This window comes from Gordonia amarae NBRC 15530 (assembly GCF_000241345.1).
GTDB lineage: Bacteria > Actinomycetota > Actinomycetes > Mycobacteriales > Mycobacteriaceae > Gordonia > Gordonia amarae.
Genome location: NZ_BAED01000033.1, coordinates 36436 through 59250 on the forward strand (window position 1 = coordinate 36436; position 22815 = coordinate 59250).

The 22815-nt window shown below is 68.1% G+C and carries 22 protein-coding genes; 10 read left to right on the top strand and 12 right to left on the bottom strand.

Features of this window, described 5'->3' with window-relative positions; translation table 11 throughout:
* Positions 1-2: 2 nt before the first annotated feature.
* From GOAMR_RS08765 to GOAMR_RS08785, 5 genes are read right to left on the bottom strand one after another with little or no spacing between them, the layout of a single operon-like run.
* Complete coding sequence (locus GOAMR_RS08765; protein WP_005185762.1) at positions 3-704, bottom strand: TetR/AcrR family transcriptional regulator; 702 nt, start codon at positions 702-704, stop codon at positions 3-5.
* Positions 701-2182 (bottom strand): pyruvate, phosphate dikinase, encoded by a 1482-nt coding sequence (locus GOAMR_RS08770; protein WP_005185765.1) that lies wholly within the window; start codon positions 2180-2182, stop codon positions 701-703. Before GOAMR_RS08770 ends, GOAMR_RS08765 begins: the two co-directional genes overlap by 4 nt.
* Positions 2179-3072 (bottom strand): SDR family oxidoreductase, encoded by an 894-nt coding sequence (locus GOAMR_RS08775; protein ID WP_083836898.1) that lies wholly within the window; start codon positions 3070-3072, stop codon positions 2179-2181. Before GOAMR_RS08775 ends, GOAMR_RS08770 begins: the two co-directional genes overlap by 4 nt.
* Entirely contained in the window at positions 3069-4520 is a 1452-nt protein-coding gene (locus GOAMR_RS08780; RefSeq protein ID WP_005185771.1) for an aldehyde dehydrogenase family protein, read from the bottom strand. The genes GOAMR_RS08775 and GOAMR_RS08780 overlap by 4 nt, the downstream gene beginning before the upstream one ends.
* The gene (locus tag GOAMR_RS08785) at positions 4517-5725 is read right to left on the bottom strand and encodes a cytochrome P450 (protein ID WP_005185789.1); all 1209 of its coding nucleotides are present in this window, start codon (positions 5723-5725) and stop codon (positions 4517-4519) included. Before GOAMR_RS08785 ends, GOAMR_RS08780 begins: the two co-directional genes overlap by 4 nt.
* Before the next feature lie 179 nt (positions 5726-5904).
* Between GOAMR_RS08785 and GOAMR_RS08790 the strand changes: the two genes are divergently transcribed.
* Together GOAMR_RS08790 and GOAMR_RS08795 are read left to right on the top strand one after the other, a co-directional pair.
* Positions 5905-7479 carry an AMP-binding protein gene (locus GOAMR_RS08790; RefSeq protein WP_005185793.1) on the top strand — a complete coding sequence of 525 codons (1575 nt, stop codon included), beginning with the start codon at positions 5905-5907 and terminating at the stop codon, positions 7477-7479.
* A gap of 43 nt (positions 7480-7522) precedes the next feature.
* Entirely contained in the window at positions 7523-8161 is a 639-nt protein-coding gene (locus GOAMR_RS08795; RefSeq protein WP_005185796.1) for a hypothetical protein, read from the top strand.
* Positions 8162-8258: 97 nt separating this feature from the next.
* Here the strand turns inward: GOAMR_RS08795 and surE are convergent, their stop codons facing one another.
* Complete coding sequence (gene surE, locus GOAMR_RS08800; RefSeq protein WP_005185809.1) at positions 8259-9053, bottom strand: 5'/3'-nucleotidase SurE; 795 nt, start codon at positions 9051-9053, stop codon at positions 8259-8261.
* A gap of 293 nt (positions 9054-9346) precedes the next feature.
* Here surE and GOAMR_RS08805 point away from each other — a divergent pair, with 293 nt between their 5' ends.
* From GOAMR_RS08805 to GOAMR_RS08830, 6 genes are read left to right on the top strand one after another with little or no spacing between them, the layout of a single operon-like run.
* Positions 9347-11080 (top strand): PEP-utilizing enzyme, encoded by a 1734-nt coding sequence (locus GOAMR_RS08805; protein WP_005185812.1) that lies wholly within the window; start codon positions 9347-9349, stop codon positions 11078-11080.
* A gap of 30 nt (positions 11081-11110) precedes the next feature.
* On the top strand, positions 11111-12205 hold the full coding sequence (locus GOAMR_RS08810) for a phosphotransferase (RefSeq protein ID WP_005185814.1): 1095 nt from the start codon (positions 11111-11113) through the stop codon (positions 12203-12205).
* Complete coding sequence (locus tag GOAMR_RS08815) at positions 12198-13256, top strand: TIGR03857 family LLM class F420-dependent oxidoreductase (RefSeq protein WP_005185818.1); 1059 nt, start codon at positions 12198-12200, stop codon at positions 13254-13256. Before GOAMR_RS08810 ends, GOAMR_RS08815 begins: the two co-directional genes overlap by 8 nt.
* Entirely contained in the window at positions 13253-13645 is a 393-nt protein-coding gene (locus GOAMR_RS08820; protein WP_005185821.1) for a nuclear transport factor 2 family protein, read from the top strand. Before GOAMR_RS08815 ends, GOAMR_RS08820 begins: the two co-directional genes overlap by 4 nt.
* Positions 13642-14757 carry a phosphotransferase family protein gene (locus GOAMR_RS08825; RefSeq protein WP_005185824.1) on the top strand — a complete coding sequence of 372 codons (1116 nt, stop codon included), beginning with the start codon at positions 13642-13644 and terminating at the stop codon, positions 14755-14757. Before GOAMR_RS08820 ends, GOAMR_RS08825 begins: the two co-directional genes overlap by 4 nt.
* Positions 14758-14759: 2 nt before the next feature.
* Positions 14760-15353: a histidine phosphatase family protein gene (locus tag GOAMR_RS08830; RefSeq protein ID WP_005185827.1), complete on the top strand. Its 594-nt coding sequence runs from the start codon at positions 14760-14762 to the stop codon at positions 15351-15353.
* Positions 15354-15420: 67 nt separating this feature from the next.
* Here GOAMR_RS08830 and GOAMR_RS08835 read toward each other — a convergent pair whose 3' ends face one another.
* Positions 15421-16827: a 4-hydroxyphenylacetate 3-hydroxylase N-terminal domain-containing protein gene (locus GOAMR_RS08835; protein WP_005185829.1), complete on the bottom strand. Its 1407-nt coding sequence runs from the start codon at positions 16825-16827 to the stop codon at positions 15421-15423.
* 265 nt (positions 16828-17092) lie between these two features.
* Between GOAMR_RS08835 and GOAMR_RS08840 the strand changes: the two genes are divergently transcribed.
* A complete protein-coding gene (locus tag GOAMR_RS08840) occupies positions 17093-17968 on the top strand; it encodes an SDR family oxidoreductase (protein WP_005185830.1) in 876 nt (291 codons plus the stop codon).
* A gap of 64 nt (positions 17969-18032) precedes the next feature.
* Complete coding sequence (locus GOAMR_RS08845; protein WP_005185832.1) at positions 18033-18932, top strand: TetR-type transcription factor C-terminal domain-containing protein; 900 nt, start codon at positions 18033-18035, stop codon at positions 18930-18932.
* On the opposite strand, the gene tsaD is transcribed toward GOAMR_RS08845, so the two are convergent.
* Genes tsaD through GOAMR_RS08870 form a run of 5 tightly spaced genes read right to left on the bottom strand, consistent with a single transcriptional unit; the run spans position 18919 to position 22813 of the window.
* Entirely contained in the window at positions 18919-19947 is a 1029-nt protein-coding gene (tsaD, locus tag GOAMR_RS08850; protein WP_005185834.1) for a tRNA (adenosine(37)-N6)-threonylcarbamoyltransferase complex transferase subunit TsaD, read from the bottom strand. The genes GOAMR_RS08845 and tsaD overlap by 14 nt on opposite strands.
* Positions 19944-20450: a ribosomal protein S18-alanine N-acetyltransferase gene (rimI, locus tag GOAMR_RS08855; protein ID WP_005185836.1), complete on the bottom strand. Its 507-nt coding sequence runs from the start codon at positions 20448-20450 to the stop codon at positions 19944-19946. Before rimI ends, tsaD begins: the two co-directional genes overlap by 4 nt.
* A complete protein-coding gene (gene tsaB, locus GOAMR_RS08860; RefSeq protein WP_005185839.1) occupies positions 20447-21145 on the bottom strand; it encodes a tRNA (adenosine(37)-N6)-threonylcarbamoyltransferase complex dimerization subunit type 1 TsaB in 699 nt (232 codons plus the stop codon). The genes rimI and tsaB overlap by 4 nt, the downstream gene beginning before the upstream one ends.
* Positions 21138-21596, bottom strand: a complete 459-nt coding sequence (tsaE, locus tag GOAMR_RS08865) for a tRNA (adenosine(37)-N6)-threonylcarbamoyltransferase complex ATPase subunit type 1 TsaE (protein ID WP_005185841.1) — start codon at positions 21594-21596, stop codon at positions 21138-21140. The genes tsaB and tsaE overlap by 8 nt, the downstream gene beginning before the upstream one ends.
* A complete protein-coding gene (locus GOAMR_RS08870) occupies positions 21593-22813 on the bottom strand; it encodes an alpha/beta fold hydrolase (protein ID WP_005185844.1) in 1221 nt (406 codons plus the stop codon). The genes tsaE and GOAMR_RS08870 overlap by 4 nt, the downstream gene beginning before the upstream one ends.
* Positions 22814-22815 lie beyond the last annotated feature (2 nt).

Consider the following 22815-nt stretch of genomic DNA (forward strand, 5'->3'; position numbering starts at 1 on the left):
GCTCAGCCTGATTCGCCGCGAACCCGGAATGGTGTTGCCCGGTACCAGAGTTCGCCGAGCGCGCGGCCCAGTTCCTCGATCCGTTCCCGGCGCGGGGTGCTGTCGGCGAGCCCGACATGCACGTAGGCCATCTGTTCGGTGGCACACCCCAGGGTTTCGGCGAGCAGCACCAGGTCGGTGGATTCGAGGCGATCCTCGGCGTCGAGCCGGCGCAGCCAGTGTTCTGTGCGTCTGACGAACTCGGCGCGCAGATTGAGCCACAGCACCGAGAAGCCCTTGTTCTCGCTGGCCGCCGCGGCCTCACGCAGCAACCTCAGCATGTGCCGGTTGCGCGCGTACGTCTGCAGGTAGGTGGTATTGACCTCGATCAGCGACTCCAGCTCGCCGTGCGTACGGTCGGGCCGCAGCCGGGACTGCGCCAACTCCTCCAGCGACGGTTTGAGCGCCGCCAGGAAGATGTCGTCGAGGCTGGTGAAGTGCCGGTAGAAGTTGCCCTGGGCGGTGTTGGCGTGGTGGGTGATATCCGAGACGCGGGTCTTGGTGTAGCCGTACTCGGTGAAGCATTCGACGGCGGCCCGGATCAACTTGTCCCGGGTCTGCTCGCCACGCTTATTGGACCGCTTGGACGACGCAGCCGCGGTGTCGAGCAGGCCGGCCGCCGAGTAGACCGCGTCGATACCGTCGGCTGCGTCGTCGCCGCTCATTGCACCCCTTCGGTTACTTTCTCTCCGGTGATGTGTGTCCGCAGCGGATGGTCACCGATATCCGCACGGTCGAGATAGGACAGTAGTTCCTCAAGGTACTCATCGGGGGCGGCATTGTCCGATTCCACCTCCCCGAGGTACACGGTGCCGGTGGCGCCGTCGACGGTGACCGTCTGCCCGGCCAGCCGTCCGGTGAGTCCCTCACCGCATCCGACGACGCACGGCACCCCGATCTCCCGGCACACCAGAGCGGCGTGCGAGGTGGTGCCGCCGACCTCGGTCACCACCGCGACCGACTCGAACATCGCCGGAACGTCGACCGGCGAGGTGGACGGCCGCACGAGCACCACGGCCACGCCCTCGGCCGCCGCGGCACAGGCTTCCTCGGTATCGGTGTGGACCACACCCGTGGCCACTCCCGGTCCGGCGCCGGTGCCCGTGGCGAGCACTTCCGCACCCGATTCCACGGTGCCGTCGCCGGCCAGCGCCTTCGCGTGGTCCTCGCTGATCCGCCCCAGCGCCTCGGCCTCGGTGATCATGCCCGAACGGACCATGTCGACCGCGATACGGGCCGCGGCGCGGGCCGACCGCTTGCCCGCCCGGCACTGCAACATGTACAGCCGTCCGCTTTCGACGGTGAACTCGATGTCGGCGAGGTCGCGCAACGTCGTTTCCAGGGTACCGGCGATGTGTTCGAGCTCGGTGTACAACTGCGGGCTGTGTGCGGCGAATTGGTCGAGATTCTCCGGGGTCCGCTCCCCCGACACCACATCCTCGCCCTGCGCGTGGGCCAGCCACTCACCGAACAGCACGGGCTCACCGGTGGCCGGGTCGCGACTGAAAAGTACTCCGGTACCGGAGTTCTCATCCCTGTTTCCGAACACCATGGCCTGCACGGTGACCGCGGTGCCGCCGCCCTCGCCGAGATTGTGCCGACGCCGGTAGGCGGTGACGCGCTCATTGGTCCACGACCGGAAGACGGCCGCGATGGCTTCGCGCAGTTGCGCATGCGGGTCGTCGGGCACCGTCCCGGCCGGGTCGCCGAGGACGATGTCGCGGTATCCGGAGCAAAAACGCGCCCAGGTATCGTCGGCCCACGCCCGATCGCCGGTGCTCACCGCCAGCTCGTCGACGATGGCCGGGGTCAGACCGAGGTTCAGGACGGTGTCCATCATGCCCGGCATGCTCTGGGCAGCACCGGATCTCACGGAGACCAGCAGTGGGTTCGGGCCCGAACCGAAGGTCTTGCCGGTCTGCGACTCCAGGTCGGAGAGAGCGTGCAGAACCTGTTCCCACACGTCCTCGGGCAGCTTGCCGCCGGCCTCGTGGAACCGCCGGCAGACCGGGGTGGTGATCGCGAACGCCGGCGGCACCGGCATTCCCAGCGAGCGCATGCTGTTGACGCTGAATGCCTTGCCGCCGAGAAGTTCCCGGTCGCCGGGGGCCGTTCCGTCCAGGGCCACTACCGCTGTCGTCATGAGAGGAGTCCTTCCGCTGAGGTGTTCGCGGCGTCCTGGGGGCGGTCGCCCGCGATGTCGGTGTCGTGTTGCCGGGGGCCGCCGGCGGTCAGCCGCGCGGCCACCGGCGCGAAAGCCCGTGATCGGGCGGCCACGCGGGCCGCGAGTAACCCGCCTTCGACGGGCACGTCGATCCCGTTGATCCACGATGCCGCCGGGGAAAGGAGAAAGCGCACTGCCGCGGCCGGTTCGGCGGCGGTTCCGTGCCGGCCGACCACCGCCGCGGAGCGGGCGATGTTGTCCACTCCCATCGATGCCTCGAAGTCGGTGAGGATCGGGGTCTCGATCGGCCCGGGGCTCACCGACACGGCCCGGATACCGCGCGGTTGTAGCGCCGCCGACAGCACCACCGTCCAGTCGACGAGTACCCGTTTGGAGGTGTAATAGGCGGCCGATCCGTCGATCGGATTGTCGGTCAGCCAGGTGGCGATATCGTCGGCGGTGTGCACCGACAGCAACCGGGCCACCTGGTCGGCGGGCGTGGTGTTGCGTTGCGCGGCAACAGAGGCCACGTTCACGATGACGGCACCGGTGTCCATCCGGTCCAGGACGCGGTAGGTCAGCGTCTGCAGACCGAGGGTGTTCACCGCCAGCACGGTCGCGGCCGGCGCGGTACCCGGCACCCCGGCGACGTTCGCCAGAGCGTCGATCCGGTCGGGCAGCGCGAGTCGTGCGATCGAGTCCTGGTCGGCGAGATCGCATCGTAGGGCGGTGACCCGTGGGTCGGTGCACTCGGACCTGTCGACCGCGATCACCGTCGTGTCCGGGTCTGCGTCGAGGATCTGGTCCACGAGGGCGCGACCGATTCCCGACGCGGCTCCCGTCACCACGATCGTCCTTGTTCCTGTCATGACATCACCGCCTTGATCTCGGTGAACTCGGCCAGGCCCACGGCCCCGAGTTCACGTCCGTAGCCCGAACGTTTCAGCCCGCCGAACGGCACCGCCGGGCGCATGCGGGTCCGCACCCCGTTCACCTTCACCTGACCGACCTCCAGTTCCCCGGCCACGGCGCGGGCATGATCGGTGCTGCCGGACCACACTTCGGCCGACAGTCCGTACTGGCAGTCGTTGGCCAGCGTGATCGCCTGTGCCTCGTCGTCGTAGTACTGGATCACCAGCACGGGGCCGAAGATCTCCTCACGCACCGCGGCGGCATCGGGCGGCAGGTCGGCCAGAACGATCGGGGCGATGAAACAGTCGGAGCCGCGCGAGGGTTCGGTCTCGCCCGTGCCGATCACGAACCGGGCCCCGGATTCCCTTGCGGTGGCGATGTGTTCGAGCACCCGATCGGTCTGGATCCGGGATGCCAGGGGGCCGTGGGTGGTCGACGGATCGGCCGGGTCACCCAGTCGCGCCGCCCCGGCCGCCGCGACGAGCAGTTCCTCGATACGGCCGGCGTGCGCCGCCGGAAGGATCAGCCGGGTGGTGGCGTTGCAGGCCTGCCCCGAGTTGACCAGGCCCGACCCGAACACCTTGGGAATCACCGTGGCCAGATCGGCATCGGCGAGCACCACGGCCGGCGACTTGCCGCCGAGTTCGAGCGTGGTGCGGGTCAGCGCGCCGGCGGCGGCCCGCGCGACCGCCTGGCCACCGCGCACCGAACCGGTGAACGAGACATGCGCGAGGCCTGGATGGGCGCTGAGCGCGGCGCCGGTGGTGGGGCCGTCACCGTTGACGATGGCGAACCCCTGCGCGGGTACTCCCGCGTCGATGAAGCAGGACCGGATCAGCTCGGCGTCGAAAGGTGTTGCCTCCGCGGGCTTGAGCACCACCGTGCAGCCGGCGGCCAGCGCTGCCGCCACCTTGGCGACGATCTGGTGGACCGGCATGTTCCACGGGGTGATCGCGGCGACGATCCCGGCCGGCACCCGGTGCAGCACCGCACCGTCGATGTTCTCGGACCAGGCGAACGCACGGGTTGCCGCCGCCATCGACCGCAGGACCGACACAGGCAGATCCCGCTGGGTCGCCGCCGCCAGGGTGATCGGCATACCCATCTCCGCGGAGACGGTGGCGGCGATCTCGGCACCTCGCTGTTCGAGCAGGTCGGCGGTGCGGTCGAGGATGTCGGCGCGCGTCGCGGGTGCGGTGGCCGACCAGGCCGCGAGCGACCGCCCGGCCTCGGTCACGGCCGCGTCGACGAGGTCGGCGTCGGCGACACCGACCGTGCCGATCTCGATTTCGCGGTAGGGGTCGATGACCGGCAACCGGATGGTGCTCTCCACCCGGCGGGTACCGATCCAGGCCGCCGGAGCCGTCTGGCCGGTGAGCACCGACGCTGTCGGGGATGTGGTCACGAGGCCACCTCGACCCGCACCGGCAGGGTCTTGATGCCGCGGAAGAAGTTGGACTGCAGGCGCTGCGGAGGTTCGGCGACGGTGATGGCCAGTCCCCGCTCGATCACCCGGGTGAAGAAGGCCTTGGCCTCCATCTTGGCCAGTTGCGCGCCGAGGCAGGCGTGGGCTCCCCAGCCGAATCCCAGGTGCTGGTTGGGCTTACGGTCGCCGATGAACTCGTTCGGATTGTCGAACTTGCGGTCGTCGCGGTTGGCGGAACAGAACCACATGACCACCTTGTCACCGGCCTTGATGGTCTTACCGTGCATCTCGATGTCGCGGGTGGCGGTGCGGCGCATGCACAACACGGGCGAGGTCCAGCGCACCATTTCCTCCACCACGATCCGGATCTTCGCCGGGTTGGCACGCATGTAGTCCCACCACTGCGGGTTCTCGGCGAGCACATTCACCCCACCCGACAACAGGTTCCGGGTTGTCTCGTTACCGGCGACCATGAGGATCAGGTAGTACGCGTCGAGGTAGCCGCGCGAGAGCGGCACACCGTCGAGTTCGGCCGCGGTGAGCACCGACACCAGATCGTCCTTGGGGCATTCGCGGCGCAGGTTCTCCAGTGCGCGGAAGTAGTCGAACACCTCGTCGCGGGCGCGGGCCGCGGTCTCCGGACCTTCGGAGTAGTCGGGATCCTCGCTGGCCATCTGATTGGTCCAGCGCAGCAGATTCGGGCAGTCCTCCAGCGGTGCGCCGAGCAGCCGGCCGATCATCACCAGGGGCAGTTCGTTGGCGACGGCTGACACGAAGTCGATCGGTCCGGCCTTGCTCGCCTCCAGTGCGGCGTCGAGAAGCTGGTCGACCACCGCGACCACATCGCCCTCGAGTTGGTTGACCTTGACCGGTTTGATGTGGGGCATGACGACGCCGCGCAGTTTGGTGTGCTCGGGCGGGTCGACGTGGTGGATGCTGCGCGCTCCCTCGCCCTCGGCCCGGCGGCTGGCGATCTGGGTACCCTCGGTGACCGTGAAGTCCTCGAAGTCGGAGGCGACGGTCTTGACGTCGTCGTAGCGGGTGACCGACCAGAATCCGGGTCCGTCCGGCTCCTCGTTCCAATGCAGCGGATCCTCGTCACGCAGGTGGGCGAAGAGAACATCATCGGTACCTGCGGTGAACGGTGCGAGATCCATCAAATCGATACGGTTGGCGACGGTCATGTCGGGCTCCTGAACAGGAATGGTTTGTGACTGTTCATTCACTAAACCATAGTCTATGGTGTGTTGTGAACCACATTTGAGAAATTGGTCTCCACCAATTTCACCAGACAGATCCCGCTGCGGCACGCCTTGACCGGACTCCGCATATGTGATTGATAGTTCGCAAAGTTAGGAGATCGATGTATCCGCCCACGATCGCCGGACCCCACCCCGACAGGATCGCTTACATCCTGGCCCCCAGCGGCGCCGACTCCCCGCACCCGGGACCGGGCGCGAGCGCCGGCCAGGTCACCTACGCCGAACTCGATGCCGAATCCAACCGCCTCGCCCACTACTGGCGCGAGGCCGGCGTCAAGCCCGGCGATTCGGTGGTCATCGTCATGGAGAACAACATCTGGTGGCCGGTGGTGACGGCCGCGGGCATGCGCAGCGGCGTGTACGTGACCCCGGTCAACTGGCATCTGACGGCCCCCGAGCTCGCCGTTCTTCTCGATGAGGCGAAGCCCGCCGCGATCGTGACGAGTACCCGGCTGACGGACACCGTGCTGGCCGCGGTCGACGCCTACCTCCGCGGCCCCGACGGCCCCGACGGCCCCCCGGAACGCGCCCCCGACCTTCTCTGCACCGACCTCCTCTGCCCCGACCCGACGACACCGACCGGTGACCGGTACACCCCGTGGGCGGGTGTCCGCACCGACTGGCCCGCCACTCCCGTCGAGGGTGAACTGCTCGGTGCCCGCGTGCTGTTCAGCGGCGGCACCACCGGCAGGCCCAAACGCTTCGCCCAGCCGCTGCGCGGGATTCACCCCGCCGACGCCCCGGTACGCCACTCGGACCTGACGGCCAAGCTGGGAGTCGACGAGAACACCGTCCTGCTGCTGCCGGCACCGAACTATCACGCGGCCCCGTTCACATTCACTCTCATCACGCTGGCCGCCGGTGGCACGGTGGTCTGCATGGACAGGTTCGACGCCGCCGCCGCGATGACCGCGATCACCGCCCACGGCGTCACCCATTCCCAGTGGGTGCCCACCATGCTCGTCCGGCTGCTACGGCTGCCCGATCGCGACCGGATCGAGCTCTCGCCGCTGCACCGCACGGCGTTCACCTCCGGGGCACCGTGCCCGCCGCATCTCAAGGCCGCGATCGATGACTGGTGGGGGCCGATCCTGCACGAGTACTACGGCGCCTCCGAGGGATACGGGCACACCTACATCAGCCCCGCCGACGCCCGCACACACCCCGGATCGGTGGGGAAACCCTTGGGCAACACACGACTTCACATCATCAAAGACGGCGTCGAACTGCCCGCCGGCGAGGACGGGACAGTCTGCTTCGAGAGCATCGGCGACAGCACGGCCGCATACAAGGAGATGGGCGACATCGGCCATCTCGACGACGACGGCTTCCTCTACCTCGTCGGCCGTGCCGGCTACATGATCATCTCGGGCGGGGTGAACATCTACCCCGAGGAGATCGAGGCCGCGCTGTCCGAGCACCCGGCCGTCGCCGACGCGGCGGTGATCGGTGTGCCCGATCCGGAGTTCGGTGAATCGGTGAAGGCGATCGTGGAGCCGGCGCCCGGCCACGAGGTCACCGCCGACGAGCTGATCACCCACTGCCGCAGCAGGATCGCCGGCTACAAGGTGCCGCGCATCGTGCAGATCGTCGACGACCTGCCGCGCCTGCCCACCGGCAAGCTCAACAAACCCACCCTCATCGAGCGCTTCGGCGCCGCGGTGGCCACGCCGTGACCACGCTCCCGACCCCCACTCACCACCACGAAGGAGAACCCCCATGGACACCCTGACCGGCACATTCGAGGTCCTGCACGCCCTGAAGGTGAAAGGCCTCGCCAATGACGCCTTTCTGGCCGCGATGACCGGCCTGTCCGGCGACGGTCTGGCCACCACCATCGCCACCCTCACCGGGGACGGGCTCGCGGTGCGCCGCGAGAATCCGCGGATGAGCGGCACCATGCTGACCGCCGCCGGTAAGGCCGCCTACGACGAGTTGTTCACCCAGAATCCGCTCGATGCCGCCACCCGCGCGGCCGTCGACGGCATCTACAGTGCGTTCCTGCCGGTCAACTCCGACTTCAAACGGGTCTGCGCGTCGTGGCAGATGGTCACCGACGACACCCCGAACGACCACTCCGACACCAAGTACGACGGCCGGGTCATCGCCGACCTGGGGGTGATCCACGAGCGGATCATCGACGTTCTCGCCCCGTCCGCCGATGCGACGGATGGCGCGCTCGCCCGCCTGGCCCGCTATGTTCCGCGCCTCGATGATGCGCTGGCCCGCGTCCGGAGCGGCGACAATGCCGCATTCGCCCGCCCGATGTACGACAGCTACCACGACATCTGGATGGAGTTGCACCAGGACCTGCTGCTGACCGCCTCGCGCGAACGGGAGGCGGCCGACGAGGAATAGCCGGCGCCGCACCCCCTGTGGGCCCCGGTAGACCCTCCGAACGGGGGTGGTCCACCGGGGCCCACAGGTTCTCCGGACGCGCTCGCGAGACCTGGACCTAAGTGGCCGACGAGGCCTCGCGTTCCAGGATCCGGATCAGCGAGTCACCCGAATCATCAAGTGCGGCATGATCGTCGGATCCGGTGATGCCCTTGAGCACCGTCACGGACACATAGCCGCCGGCGACGGCCGCGCTGTCGGTTCCCTGACGGAAGCCGCTGCTGCGTTCGTCCCGCCGCAGGATCACACCGTCGTCCACGCGCTCGGTGCGCAGGGAGAACATGCTGCGCGCACCCAGCTTCGTCGCCGCGACCCCACGCAGTTCCGCGAAGTCGACGTCGGGCACGTTGACATTGAGCATCAGCCGCGTGTTCTCGGTGCGGATCATCCAGTCGGCCACCCGCACAGCCACTTCCGCGGCGGTGTCGTAGCGTCCGGACGGCTCGAAGCCGCAGCTCACCGCGGCCCCGCCCACCCCGGCCACGCGGGCGGCGAGCAGCGCCCCGACCGTGGACGAGAACAGTATCGACCGGCCCGTGTTGTGCCCCGGATTCACGCCGCTGATCACCAGGTCCGGCCGCGGGCCGAAGGTTCCGGCGCAGGCGGCGACCGCGGTCAGCGCGGGCGGGCAGTCGAGCGCGTACACCGGCACGGCCGGATCATCCGGCAGGTGGGTCTCGATCAGCGGTATGCGTTTGCCGTTCTCGATGCTGCCCAACGAGCTGCCGCTGCCGCTGCGTTCGGACATAGGGGCCACCACGAACACGTCGTGGCCCGCGGACACGAGTGCCCCGGCCACCGCGACAAGCCCTTTCGCGGTGTACCCGTCGTCGTTGGTCACCAGGATGCGCATCGACTTCTCCCATCGGCCCCGAATGCAAGTTAGTGACTTGTCTATCACGTAATTGTGTAGCCCATCAGGCGACAACTCCGCAAGATCAGCGAATTTTCTGCACCTTTTCCTGTCATAGAGTGTTGACAGCGTGAACCAGCTCACATCATAATGTGACGGAGCGTTCACTAAAGAGACATTCGGGTGGAAGTCGTTCCACCCACCTCCACCCCACGACGCCGCCCCCCGCGCCACCTCCTCGGCGCCGCCACCGACGGGCCCGTGTCCCGGGCACCACAACGAAAGAGGATCAGATGAGCACCTGGCCCCTGATGGATGAGACCTCCAAGCTGTTCCCGCTCTACTCCCGGGCGAACGTCGGCGAGATCTTCCCGGACCCGATCACGCCGCTCAACGCCTCGATCGGCTTCCAGCACAACCTCGAGCCGGGCTGGCGGGATGCCTTCGTCGCCTGCGGCGTCTGGGACGACGACCTCTACGAGGACCAGGTCGCCTTCAACGTCCTGCCGGCCTTCGGCAGCTACCTGTACATCAACATGTCGCTGATGCGCCTGTTCGGCGTGCGGGTTCCCGGGATGACCGCCGAGGCCGTCGACCTGCAGTACTTCGGAGACATGCCCGGCATCCCGAGCTACGAGAGCGAGCGCCGCGACTTCGACGAGAATCCCGACTACGAGGCGAAGGCCGGTGCCTGGCTCGCCGAGCAGGTACTCGGAGCCACCGATCTCGCGGCCTACGACGTCGACCGTGCCGAGGTCGAGCAGGTCCGCCGCGAACGGCCGGATCTCACCGCACTCTCCGACGCCGAACTCATCGCCCGGATGACCTCGTTCGACACCCTGCTGCGCCGGCTGTTCAAGCATCACATCGAGGCCAGCCTCAAGTCCGGGGTGGGGCTCGGCGCCATCGCACAGCTCGCCGAGGCTGTCGGGCAGCCGGAGAAGGCGCTGACGCTGGTCGCCGGTCTGGGCAACGTCGACTCCGCCGGACCGTCGCTGGGAATGTGGGACCTGAGCCGCGCCGCGCGTGATCCCGAGGTGGCGGCCCTGTTCGACGAGGGCACCAAGGGCCTGTACGGCAAGCTCACCGCATCCGGCTCCGGCGCGGTGAAGTCCTTTGTGACCAAGCTTGATTCGTTCCTGACCGACTGGGATTTCCGGGGTCCGGCCGAATGGGAGATCCGCGCGATCACCTGGGGTGTCGATCCCGACCTGGCCCTGGCCACCATCGACCGGATGCGCGGGGTCGTCGACTCCGAGGCGCCCGCGATCAAGTCGGCGCAGAAGTCCACCGAACGCGACGAGGCGGCCACCGCGATCCGGCAGATGCTCGCCGCCGACGCCGACGCGTCCGGACAGTTCGAGGCCGTGCTCAACGCGTCGGCGCTCTGGATGCGGGGCCGGGAACGTGCCCGCACCACGGCCGCGATGCTGATGCACGAACTACGCCTCGGCGCATTGGAACTGGGCCGTCGCGTGGCCGGCGACGACGGCGTCGGCGATGCCCGCCGCATCTTCATGGCCTTCGGTGACGAACTCGAAGGTCTCCTGGCCGACCCCGCCGCCTTCCGTGACGTGCTGGCCGAACGTGAGCAGGTCTATCTGGACCTGTTCGACCGGGTGCCGCCGTTCGTCGTCGCGGGCGACCCGACACCGGTCTCCGAGTGGGCCCGGCGTTCGGACGAGACCGCCGACGCCGCCACCACCGGTGAGGTCCTCGCCGGTGTGCCCGCGTGCGGCGGCACCGCCCGCGGCCGGGCTCGGGTGATCACCGATCCCGACGACCCGTCGGCGCTGGAGCCCGGTGACATCCTGATCGCACCGATCACCGACCCGTCGTGGACGCCGCTGTTCGTCGCCGCCTCCGCCGTCGTGGTCAACGTGGGCGCCCCCTTCTCCCACGCCGCGATCGTCAGCCGTGAACTCGGCATCCCCTGCGTCGTGTCGGTGACCGACGCCACCAAACGCATCCCGGACGGTGCGCACATCGAGGTCGACGGAACCACCGGCACGGTGACCGTTCTGTAGACCGGCGCACTCCGACGAAAAGAGGTTTCCATGCATCCGTCTGATCTGTGCGCCGACTGGATCGAGCGCATCCTGCATCAGCACAACCTTCTCGACACCGCGATCTCGGTCACCGGTATCGAGACCAAGCCGATCGGCACCGGCCAGGTGGCCGACAGCATCCACACCCAGGTCACCTACTCCGAGACCACCGACGCGCCGGCGTCGTTCGTCACCAAGACGAGTTCGGCCAAGGACCAGAACCGTGCCGCGGGCCGCAGCGAGATGAACTACCTGCGGGAGGTGCGCTTCTATCAGGAGATCGCACCCCGGCTCCCGGTGCGCGTACCGGCCTGCCATCATGCCGAGATCGACTCGAACAACACCGAATTCGTGCTGCTGCTGGAGGATCTGAGTCCGGCCCGGCCGGGTGATCAGCTGCGCGGTTGTTCGCTGTCCGAGGTCGAGCTCGCCGTCGAGCAGGCCGCCCGGATCCATGCCCCGTTCTGGGGCTCGGACGAACTCACCGGCACGAGCTGGCTCGACATCTCCGGCGTGTACTGGGCCAAGTTCACCGAGATGATGCCGATCTGGTGGGAGGGCTTCCTCGACCGCTACCGGGATCGGCTCGCCGCCGAACACATCGAGCTCGGGCAGGCGTTCACCGACGCGATCGACGACTACTACAACGCCCTGCGCACCATCCCGTTCACCATCCAGCACGGTGACTTCCGGCCCGACAACGTCCTGTTCGATGCCCTCGACGGGAAGGTCGGGATGGCGGTCCTGGATTGGCAGACCGTCATTCTCGCCCCCGGCACCGTCGATGTCGCGTACTTCATCGGTGGGGCGCTGTCGCCGGAGGCCCGGCGCGAACACGAGCACGAGCTCCTCGCCCGTTACCATCGCGAGCTCGCCGCGCACGGGGTGAGCGACTACTCCTTCGACGATCTGCTGCGCGATTACCCGATCGGCACCTTCCAGAACTTCGTCATCGGGGTGGCGGCGGCGATGCTGGTGGCCCGCAGCGAACGGGGCGACGACCTGTTCGTGTCGATGGCCTCCAACGCACTCACCCATGCCATCGATCATGATGCGCTGCAATGTATCCGGGATGCGGCATCCAGGCAGGTGAGCCATGCCTGAGCTCAGCCAACTCGGCTTCTACACCCTCGGCGGTCATGTCACCGATCCGCGCATCATGCTCGACGAACTCGCCGAGGCCGAGGCGATGGGAATAGGTCAGGCCTTCATCTCCGAACGGCTCAATGTCAAGGAGGCGTGCGCTCTGTCGGGTGCGGCGGGAGCGGCGACGACCCGGATCGGGATCACCACCGCCGCAACCAATATCAACACCCGCCACCCGTCGATCACCGCCGCCTTCGCCACCACGATGCACCGGCTGACCCGCGGCCGGTTCACACTCGGCGTGGGGCGGGGTCTGCGCCCGCAGATCGCGGCGATGGGCCTGAACCAGGTGTCCACCGCCCAGCTCGAGGAGTTCGCGGCACTGATGCGCCGGCTGTGGCACGGCGAGACGGTGACCGACTATCACAGTGCCCTCGGCGATTTCCCCGCACTCAAGCTCGACCCCGCGTTCGACGAGGATATCCCGCTGTGCACCACCGCTTTCGGGCCCGACACCCTCGCCATGGCCGGCCGAGCCTACGACATGGTGGTGCTGCACACGTTCTTCTCCGACGAGACCACCGCCCGCGTCGTCGGTGAGGTGAAACGGGCCGCCGAACAGGCCGGGCGCGACCCGGACGCGGTGAAGGTGTGGTCGTGTTACGCATCCGTCTGCGACGAGATCGATGAACAGACGTTCCTGAAGAAGACGGTCGGGCGGATCGCCACCTACCTGCAGGTCTACGGTGATCTCCTCGTGCGCACCAACCGGTGGGATCCGGCACTGCTGGAACGGTTCCGGACCTCGGAGGTGGTGCGGTCGCTGCCCGGCTGGGCCGACGCCGTCGGCGACACCGAGACCTTCGAACGGCTGCACGAGGTGATTCCCGCCGAATGGCTCGACTGCGCCGCGACCGGTTCGGCACAGCGCTGCGCCGAGCTGGTGCGCCACCAGTTCGACCTGGGCGTCGACGGAGTCATTCTGCACGGCGCCACGCCTGCCGAACTCGCCACCACGGTGGCCGCCTTCGCCGAACAGGAACAGTCCGCCCGGGCGGGTGTCTCATGAGCTCCGCGAGCGCTGCCGCCGGACGGGATGCGGGCACGACCGATGCCGTGGAGACTGTGCGGCGCTACGTCATCGAGTTGTACAACCATGGCAACGTGGGTCTGGTCGACGAGATCTGCGCCGATCCGATGGCGCGGCACAGTTCCGACGGCGTGATCAACCTCAGCCGCGCCGAGCAGACCGACCGGATCACGAAGGACCTGGCGGCCAACAGCCCTCAGTTCACCATCGTCTCGCTGTTCGGCGACGACACCCATGCCTGCCTCACGTGGAATGCCGAACGCCGGACCAACGGTGAAACCCTGTGTGGCATCGAGATCTTCGAGGTGCACGACGGTGTTATCACCGACGTCTGGAACTCGAACTACTTCAAGGGAACCTGGAAATGAACCCGGAAACCACCACCGAGCCGACACCCATCGTCGGCATCGATGAGATCACCCCGTCCTGGATGCAGGCCGGGCTGCGCCGGTCCGGACTGCCCGACGCCGTCGTCACCGCGGTCTCGCACGCCCCGATCGGCGCCGGCAATGTCAGTGACTGTGTCCGCGTGGAGATCACCTACGACGGAAACCGTGGCGAGGCACCCGAATCGGTTGTCGTCAAACTCCGGCCCAGCGATCCGGGTGCACACCAGCACGGCCTCAACAGCGGCGCCTATCACCGCGAGATCGGCGCGTTCCGGGCCATCGGCGAACGCCTGGCCTGCCGGATTCCGTCCGCCTATTGGGTGGCCGGCGACGAGACCAACATCAACCTGGTCACCGAGGACCTCACCCGCTCGGCGGTTCCTGGCAACCAGGCCGCCGGCAGCAATGCCGAGGAAGCCGAAGCGGTAATCGTCGAACTGGCCCGAGTGCACTCGGCTTTCGCGCCGACCACCCCGGAATCGGCCCCCGACTGGATGATCCGGCTCGCCGACGTGTGTGACTACTGGTCCGACCACGCCCGGGCCGGTGCCGAGGCAGCACTCGGCCGGTACACCGACGCGCTGCCACCGGAATACCTCGACGTCATCCGCGACGGTGCGGACATCGTCCGGGACTGGCACCTGCTGCCGCAGCAACGCTGGAGCTTCACCCACGGCGACCCACGCGTGGACAATGTGCTGTTCGAGCAGGTCGGCGGCAAACCGTCCGCGGTGCTCATCGACTGGCAGGTCACCGGTGTGCGCAACCCGATGTACGACGTCGGATACTTCATGTCCGGCAGCGTCGACACGGACCTGCGCCGCGAGATCGAGATGCCGCTGATCCGCCGCTACATCGAGGTCTACTCCCGGCAGGCGGCCGGCTACGACGTCGCCGACGCCGTCTGCGACTACCAGATCCAGTTGCTCAGCGGCCTGTACATCACGCTGGCCGCGATCGACGTCCTGCCCGACAACGATGTGGTCAACGCCCTCATCCTGGCGCTGCTGCGTCGTAACTGTGCGGCCGTCATCGACTGGAAGTCGGTGGCCGCGGTGCGAAATGTGCTCTCCGCGCTGAGTATTCGGTAACGATGGAACTGCTGCTGATCCGGCACGCCCGGCCACACCACATCGTCGATCCGTCCGGCGCCGATCCCGCCCTCGATCCCGACGGGCAGGAACAGGCACAACTGCTGGCCAAGGCCTTGCGTGGCGGTAGGCACGGCGAGATCCACCGCCTGGTGAGCAGCCCCATGCGCCGCGCGCGCCAGACCGCGGAGTTCGTGCGGTCGACGTTGTCACTGCCGGTCGAGTTCGACGACCGTATCGCCGAACTCGACCGGGGCTGGACCACCTACGGTGTCAACCTCGACGCCTACCCCACCCGGAGTCTCCTCTTCCATGACATGAACTCCGGACGCCTGGGAGAGAACACCTTTGACCCGGATGCGTTCCGCGAACGAGCCGTGGCCGGCGTCGAGGACATCGTCACCGCCGCCGATGACGACTCGCGGGTCGCCGTCGTGTGCCACGGCGGCGTGATCAACGCCTACCTGGCGCACATCCTCGGCACCGACAGACTGTTCTTCACCTTCCCCACCTACACCTCGGTCACCCGGGTCCACGCCCACGGCGACGAGCTGCGCGAGCTGCTGTCGGTGAACGAGGCCGACCACCTGCGCTGAACGACGGTATCCCCCGGTGTGCGGTGAACGTCGCGTTCGCCGCACACCGGGGGATACCGTCTACTTGTCAGAACCTTGCTTCGCTGAGCACCTGCGTAACCATCGCACGGGCACGGGTGTCGTCGAAGGCGCGGGCGATCATCATCTTCTCGGCCTCCAGCGAGCCTTCGGCATGGGTGGCGAGCACCGACTGGTAGCCGCCCCACTGCCCGGTGGTGATATCACCGATCAGATTGATGAGCCGGAGCCGCTGCTCGGCGGGAGCCGCTGCGGCGAAGTACTTTTCGAGGACGGCACGCGTTCCGGGATCCGCCCAGTCGGCACCGCCCGGACCGGTGACGATGAGTCCGCCGGCCAGGTCGATCAAGGTGGCCGTGGCCGCGTGGAAACCGTGCGCGAAATGGTATTTGGCCATGTTCACGGCGAGTGGATCGGGTAGCTGGACGTCGTTACCCCCGCTCACCGACCGTAGCGCGGCGAGCTCGGCGAAACCGCGCACCGTCTCGGCGTAGGTGATCAGCTCGGTCAGTTTGGTTTTCACATGTCCGGTGCGGCCGATACCGTTCGCGTCCGCCATCTCCAGCGCCGCACCCACCAGGAGATCGAGAATGGGCAGCTTGTAGTTGACGGCGGTGAAGCGGTGGTAGTCGACGAACGCCAGGGCCAGCGGGCCGGCCAGTTCGGGCTGCCGGTTCAGGAAGACCCTCGACTTGGGCACCCGCACGTCGTCGAACACCGTGAGACTTTCCAGGAGCTTGTGTTTGCTCGATACCGGATGCTCGAACGGATCGGGTTCGCCGTGCAGGTAGGGCGAGACATACAGGCTCAGGCCCTCGGTGTCGACGGGCACGGCGAAACTCACCGCCCAGTCGGCGTCGGCCGGTCCCATCGCCCGCGTCGGCAGCACGATGATCTCGTCGGCGTTCGCACTGAACGAGGTGTGAACCTTGGCCCCGCGCACCGTGATCGAGTCGGCATCCTCGCCTACGATACGCAGATAGAGGTCGGGGTCGGCCTGCTGGTGCGGGGCCAGCGACCGGTCACCCTTGACGTCGGTCTGGGCCACGGCGAGCGCGACGTCGTTCTCGCAGCAGTACCGGTAGAACTCGCGGGCGTTCTCCAGGCCCTCCCCGGTCAGCGCCCGCAGCAGTCCGAACAGCGCATCACTGCCGACCTCCTTGAGGACGATCGTCCCCGCCCCCATCCGGGACACGGCCTCGATCAGCTTTCCCCGGTTCGCGATGTCCTCGCCCGTGCGCGGTACCCGGTAGAACGCGGTGTACGGACCGTCGCCGTCATCGACGACCGCCAGCTCCGGCAGTTCCGCCGCGATGTCGAAGGCCAGACCCGAGTGTGTGATGGCGCAGTCGAATTCACCGAACGACGCCACATTGTCGACCCTCTTGCCCTGGTAGAACACCCGGCGCTCATCGCGCAGGCCCGCTCGATAATCGGCCGAGGTACGTAGGGTCATGGCGGCATCCCTTCCGGACGGTACGCGGCCGGACGATCCGGCGCGGTCGCTCCGAGCGATCGCTCGGTCGTGCCCAGAATGGGGCCATCGCACCGGTCGGTCAAGAATTCTCGAACGATGTTTAGCTATTCCGAATTTGAGTGGCTATCTGAGACAGTTCATTGACGTAGCAGCCCTTCTCCTGCAAGGGTGAGTGCAATCCGAACGATCGCTCGGTTCAGCACCGGCACCGGACGCGCGGCCGGTCCACGGCGGAAAGGACACCATGACCACACCCGAATCCCCCAGCCAGGCACGAGCGGGCGCCGACCTCTCGGGCCGCACGCTGATCATGTCCGGCGGCAGCCGGGGCATCGGCGAGGCCATCGCGGTCAAGGCCGCCCGGGCGGGCGCGAACATCGCCCTCATCGCCAAGACCGCGGACCCACACCCCAAACTGCCGGGCACGATCTTCACCGCCGCCAAGGCGATCGAGCAGGCCGGCGGCACGGCCCTGCCCATCGTCGGCGACATCCGCGACGACGACCAGCTCGACGTGGCGGTGGCCCGGACCGTCGAACAGTTCGGCGGCATCGACATCGTGGTGAACAATGCCAGCGCACTTGATCTGACCCCCAGCGCCGAGATCTCGATGAAGCGCTACGACCTCATGCAGGACATCAACGCCCGCGGAGCCTTCTCGCTGTCCACCAAATGTGTCCCGCACCTGCGTAGGTCGGCGAACCCGCACATCCTGACGCTGTCTCCACCGATCACCATCGCCCCCGAATGGTTCAAGGCGGTACCCACCGCCTACACCATCTCCAAGTTCGCGATGTCGCTCGTCACGCTCGGATTGGCAAGCGAACTCGACGCCGACGGGATCGCCGCCAACTCGCTGTGGCCGCGCACCACCATCGCGACCGCCGCCGTCAGCAATGTGCTCGGCGAGAACCTCGTCTCCCGTAGCCGCACCGTCGACATCATGGCCGACGCGGCCCTGTCGATCATCTCGAAGCCCTCCTCGGCGGCCACCGGACAGTGCTTTATCGATGAGGAGGTCCTGGCCGCCGACGGGGTCACCGATTTCGCGGCCTACCAGGTTGATCCGACGGTCGCACAACGGGATCTGGAGCTGGACTTCTGGATGCGGTGGCCATGATCGGACAGCACCCCGATCGGACCAGGGTTTAGTTATCCTGAACGGCGTAGTTAGCCTGAACGGCATGGATCCCGATGGCCGTCCCTCTGTCGGCGCCCGTGTGCGGCGCGCCCGTCTCCGCAAGGGGCTGTCCGCGCGTGGGCTGGCGGCTGCGCTCGGGGTCAGTCCGGCCACCCTGAGCCAGCTGGAGAACGACAAGGCACAGCTCACCGTCACCCGCCTGGAATCGATCGCTGCCGTACTCGGCGTCAGCGCCTGCGACATCCTGTCCCAACGCGGCGCCGACCCTGTCACCGGAAGCTCGACCGCGCCAATGGCATCCGCAGCTACAGCATCGGGGCGGTCCCGCTCAGATTGGCGCAAGTACGGTCCACTGCGCCAGGATCCGGTCCTGGCCGCCGCCCTCGCCGAGTTCCTCGAACTCGGCTACCACGGCACCACGATGCGCCGAATCGCCGGGCGCAGCGGTGTTTCGGTGCCGGCCATCTACGCCCGCCACGACAGCAAACAGGCCATCCTGATGTGCATCCTCGATGCCACCATGACCGACCTGGAGTGGCGGGCGGCGGCCGCACTGGCCGAATGCGATGATCCGGTCGGCCGGTTCCGTTGTCTCGTCGAGAATCTCGCGCTCTATCACACGTACCGACGCGATCTCGGCTTCATCGGTGCCAGCGAGGTACGGTCCCTGGAACCGGGAAACCAGGCCGTGGTGTCGGCGCGCCGCAACCATCAGCAAGAGCTCGTCGACGAACAGGTCCGGGCCGGCGTCGCCGCGCACCTGTTCACCACCGCTTCCCCCGACGACGCCGCCCGGGTCGTCGTCTCCATGTGTACGGCGCTGCCCACGTGGTGGCATCCCGGCGGGAGGTTGTCGCCGGAGGAGGTAGCCGCCGAGTACGTCGGGTACGCGCTGAACCTCGTCGGCTGCCACCCCGCCGGCAGCCCGGCTAGAGCTGGCTGACCTGCACCGACATCCCCGGATCGGAGGCGACGGTCAGCGGTGAGGGCTGCGCACCCCCGGCGATGACGTGCGCGCCGAGGGTGGCGATCATCACGCCGTTGTCGGTGCACAACCGCGGTTTCGGCACGCGTAGCGTGATTCCCGCTGTGGCGCACCGTTCTTCGGCGAGCGATCGGATCCTCGAGTTGGCGGTGGCACCGCCGCCGAGGACCAGGGTGTCGACGTCGAGGTCGGTGCACGCCCGGATCGCCTTCATGGTCAACACATCGGCGACGGCCTCCTGGAACGACGCCGCGACGTCGGCCAGCGGAACCTCGACACCGTCCCGCGCACACTTCTCCACGTAACGGGCGACGGCGGTCTTGAGGCCGCTGAAGGAAAAGTCGTAGCGGGCGTCGCGGGGTCCGGTCATGCCGCGCGGGAATGCGATGGCCGTCCGGTCCCCTGCCACGGCCAGTGCGTCGAGCGCCGGTCCACCCGGATAGCCCAGATCGAGCAGCCGGGCCACCTTGTCGAACGCCTCACCGGCGGCGTCGTCGACGGTGGTGCCGAGTTCGGCGATCGGCCGCGCCAGGTCGGTGACATGCAGCAGATGCGTGTGCCCGCCCGAGACGAGCAGCGCGACACATTCGGGCATCGGGCCGTGTTCGAGAGTGTCGACGGCGACGTGCCCGCCGAGGTGATTCATCGCGTACAGCGGCACATCCCAGGCCAGCGAATACGCCTTGGCGGCAGCGACTCCCACCAGCAGCGCGCCGGCCAGTCCGGGGCCGATGGTGACGGCGATCGCGTCGGGACGGTCAATGCCGGCGGCCTCGCGGGCGCGCCGCATCGTCGGGACGATCGCCTCCAGGTGCGCACGCGAGGCGATCTCCGGCACCACACCGCCGAATCTCGCATGCTCATCGACGCTGGAGGCGACCTCGTCGGCGAGGAGTTCGGCGGCACCGCCGGACCACCGGACGATGCCGACTCCTGTTTCGTCGCAGGAACTCTCGATTCCCATGACGATCATCGCGGGGCCTCCTGGGTCTGTTCTGTCCGGGTCCGGGCGGGCCGGACCATCGTGTAGGCGTCCGCACCGGACGGCTGGTAGTAGCCGCGGCGGATGCCGGCGGTGGCGAAGCCGTGTCGCTCGTACAGGCTGATCGCGGTGTGGTTGTCGGTGCGCACCTCCAGAAACACCGGTGCGTCCGCATCGTCAGCCACGGCGAGCATCGCCCGCAGCAACGCCAGACCATATCCGCGGCCCCGCCTGTCGGGATCGACGGCGATGGTGTGGATTTCGCTCTCGTAGGCGCCGGGGCCACCGAGCATCGAGATGCCCGCGTAGCCCATCGCCTGCTCACCGATCGCGTCCCTGGCCGCGAAATAGGTGTTGTACGGGGCGTTCATCTCGGCACGGAACGCCGCCTGCGGCCACGGCGAGTCACCGGCGAACATCTGCATCTCCAGTTCCGCACAGCGCGGCACATCGGCGATGGTGAGTCCGTCGATGACGGGGGCACCCGGCGTCACCGCAGTGCCGCCTTCGCCGGCCGCTGTCGCTCGACCGCGTCGGGGCGCCGAAGATACAGCGGCACCAGGGACTCGGGCACCGCACCGGCGGTTATCGCGGGGCAGGCCGCGGCGGCGAGTCCGAACACCGTCGGCACCGTCGGGGCCTCGGCGTCGACGGTCAGCCCCACCGCCTCGATGTGCGCGGGCGAGCCTGCGGCCACCTCGGCCCCGGCCACCTCGTCGATGACGGCGGCGGGCGCGGCGACCGCCGGGCCGGCCACCCGATCGCCGTTGTCGTAACGCGCCCAATACACCTCACGCCGGCGCGCGTCACTGATCACGGCCACGGATGCGGCTTCCGGACGGTCGTGGCGCACCTGCGCGGCGAGCGCGTCGAGGGAGCACACCCCGTACGCGGGCAGTCCGAGCGCGTCGGCGAACGCCGCCGCGGTGGCCATCCCGACCCGCAGACCGGTGAAGGGTCCGGGGCCGCAACCCACCACGACCGCGGCGAGACCGCTTCCGCCGACGCCGGATTCGCCGAGAACCTCACCCATCAGGGTGGTGAGCAGTTCGGCGTGCCTGCGGTGATCGGAGATCGACCGGGACGCGAGGACGGTCACCTCGGTGCCGGCGATGGCCGCCACCCCGGTCACCACCGAGTCGGTGGCCGTGTCGAGGACGAGAACGGTCGTCGCGGCAGCGTCAGTCATGGTAAACCCACCCCCATTGCGCATGGCGCACTTCGGAATCCGGATCGCGGCGCAGCCGGACCAGCAGGTGCCGGTCGGCCAGCACCTCGGCCACGCCCTCACCCCATTCGACCACCACCACGTCGTCGGCGAGGTCGGTGTCGAGGTCCAGGGCGTCGAGCTCATCGAGTCCACCGAGGCGGTAGGCGTCGACGTGCACCATTCCGGGCTTGCCGGGGCCGCCCGGCCGGTGCTCGCGGGCGATGATGAACGTCGGCGACGACACCCTGCCCACCACACCGAGTCCGGCGCCGATGCCGCGGGCCAGCGCCGTCTTACCCGCGCCGAGCGGGCCGTCGAGGATCACCACGTCACCGGCGGTCAGATCCGAGGCCAGTTCGCGCCCAAGGGATTCGGTGTCGGCGACATCGGGAAGATCCCGGCTGTGCCACTGTGTTGCGGATACGTTCACTTCTGTCCTCGCAGCCAGCGGCGCCGCCGGGGCGGGAGCAGCGCGACGCGGCGACGCTCCACCAGTTCGGCGATCGCGTCGGTCACCAGTTCCGGGCGTTCCATCTGCACCATGTGCCCGGCGTCCTGCGCGACCACCAACCGCGAGTCGCTGCCGAGGTCGGCATACATGTGGACCGAGTTGGGCAGCGGGGTGAGCTGATCGGCGCTGCCGCACACCACCACGCTCGGGACCTGGGCCAGCACCGGGAACGCGGTCGACTCGTCGTGGTCCTCGAGGGCGTACAGGAAGTTGACCAGCGTCTCCAGCGGTGTGTTCTGGATGATCTTCTCCACGGCCCGGCCGGCGGCCCGGCTGTGGAATCCGGGACCGAAACTGGCGGCCACCAGCACCGGTTCGAGGGAGACCCGGGTGATACCGCGCCCGGCCTGCACCAGCTTCGGTGCGCGCCGCACCGAGGCCCGGAACGCATCGACCACCGGGTTGCGCAGGCCCTCACCGAGACCGGCCTCGGTGATACCGCGCGAAGCGGTGGCCACCAGCGCCACCCCGGACACGATGCCGCCCGGACCGAACAGGTACGAGTGCCTGCGGGCGAGGGCCATGAGTGCCATACCCCCCATCGAATGACCCACCAGCACAATGGTTCCCGCGGCTTCTGTCTTCGGCAACAATCGCCTGCGGGTGGTGGTGCCGGGGGTGATGGTGCGGATCACCGCCGCCGTGTCGTCGGCGAGTTGGTCGATGGTGCAGGTCTCGGCGGGTGCGCGGTCGCTCTTGCCGTGGCCGCGATGGTCGAAGAACACCATCCGGATACGCTTGCCCTCCCAGTGCCGCGCGAGCTGGAACCGCTGAAAGTGCCAACTCGCCATCCGCAGCGTGAAACCGTGCACGAACAGCAGCGTGACCTCGGGGTCTGCGTCCACGGACGTGTCCCACAGATCGACGGTGCGGACCGCGAGCGCCAGCCCGTCGTCGGTCACCACCGACGACGCCGGATCGTCGTAGATGGCCTTGAAGTCCTCATCGGCGTACGGGTCCGGTCCGGCGTCCCGGTCGCGGCGGGTGACGCGTTTGGCCACCCCGCCGACGGCCTGCTTGCCGAGCGCACCGACATGCGGCAGACCGGCCAGCAGCCCGGACCTGTCCTTGATCCCGGAGATTCTCGGTGTTCTCGGCCGTCTAGCTGTGTTCGCCGCTCTCGTAGTCTTGTCCATCG

What these genes read in the sequence shown, in the direction of transcription:
- GOAMR_RS08765 (WP_005185762.1), bottom strand. Translation starts at nt 704, where the DNA reads ATGAGCGGCGACGACGCAGCCGACGGTATCGACGCGGTCTACTCGGCG.
- GOAMR_RS08770 (WP_005185765.1), bottom strand. Translation starts at nt 2,182, where the DNA reads ATGACGACAGCGGTAGTGGCCCTGGACGGAACGGCCCCCGGCGACCGG.
- GOAMR_RS08775 (WP_083836898.1), bottom strand. Translation starts at nt 3,072, where the DNA reads ATGACAGGAACAAGGACGATCGTGGTGACGGGAGCCGCGTCGGGAATC.
- GOAMR_RS08785 (WP_005185789.1), bottom strand. Translation starts at nt 5,725, where the DNA reads ATGACCGTCGCCAACCGTATCGATTTGATGGATCTCGCACCGTTCACC.
- GOAMR_RS08790 (WP_005185793.1), top strand. Translation starts at nt 5,905, where the DNA reads ATGTATCCGCCCACGATCGCCGGACCCCACCCCGACAGGATCGCTTAC.
- GOAMR_RS08795 (WP_005185796.1), top strand. Translation starts at nt 7,523, where the DNA reads ATGGACACCCTGACCGGCACATTCGAGGTCCTGCACGCCCTGAAGGTG.
- surE (WP_005185809.1), bottom strand. Translation starts at nt 9,053, where the DNA reads ATGCGCATCCTGGTGACCAACGACGACGGGTACACCGCGAAAGGGCTT.
- GOAMR_RS08805 (WP_005185812.1), top strand. Translation starts at nt 9,347, where the DNA reads ATGAGCACCTGGCCCCTGATGGATGAGACCTCCAAGCTGTTCCCGCTC.
- GOAMR_RS08810 (WP_005185814.1), top strand. Translation starts at nt 11,111, where the DNA reads ATGCATCCGTCTGATCTGTGCGCCGACTGGATCGAGCGCATCCTGCAT.
- GOAMR_RS08815 (WP_005185818.1), top strand. Translation starts at nt 12,198, where the DNA reads ATGCCTGAGCTCAGCCAACTCGGCTTCTACACCCTCGGCGGTCATGTC.
- GOAMR_RS08820 (WP_005185821.1), top strand. Translation starts at nt 13,253, where the DNA reads ATGAGCTCCGCGAGCGCTGCCGCCGGACGGGATGCGGGCACGACCGAT.
- GOAMR_RS08825 (WP_005185824.1), top strand. Translation starts at nt 13,642, where the DNA reads ATGAACCCGGAAACCACCACCGAGCCGACACCCATCGTCGGCATCGAT.
- GOAMR_RS08830 (WP_005185827.1), top strand. Translation starts at nt 14,760, where the DNA reads ATGGAACTGCTGCTGATCCGGCACGCCCGGCCACACCACATCGTCGAT.
- GOAMR_RS08835 (WP_005185829.1), bottom strand. Translation starts at nt 16,827, where the DNA reads ATGACCCTACGTACCTCGGCCGATTATCGAGCGGGCCTGCGCGATGAG.
- GOAMR_RS08840 (WP_005185830.1), top strand. Translation starts at nt 17,093, where the DNA reads ATGACCACACCCGAATCCCCCAGCCAGGCACGAGCGGGCGCCGACCTC.
- GOAMR_RS08845 (WP_005185832.1), top strand. Translation starts at nt 18,033, where the DNA reads ATGGATCCCGATGGCCGTCCCTCTGTCGGCGCCCGTGTGCGGCGCGCC.
- tsaD (WP_005185834.1), bottom strand. Translation starts at nt 19,947, where the DNA reads ATGATCGTCATGGGAATCGAGAGTTCCTGCGACGAAACAGGAGTCGGC.
- tsaB (WP_005185839.1), bottom strand. Translation starts at nt 21,145, where the DNA reads ATGACTGACGCTGCCGCGACGACCGTTCTCGTCCTCGACACGGCCACC.
- GOAMR_RS08870 (WP_005185844.1), bottom strand. Translation starts at nt 22,813, where the DNA reads ATGGACAAGACTACGAGAGCGGCGAACACAGCTAGACGGCCGAGAACA.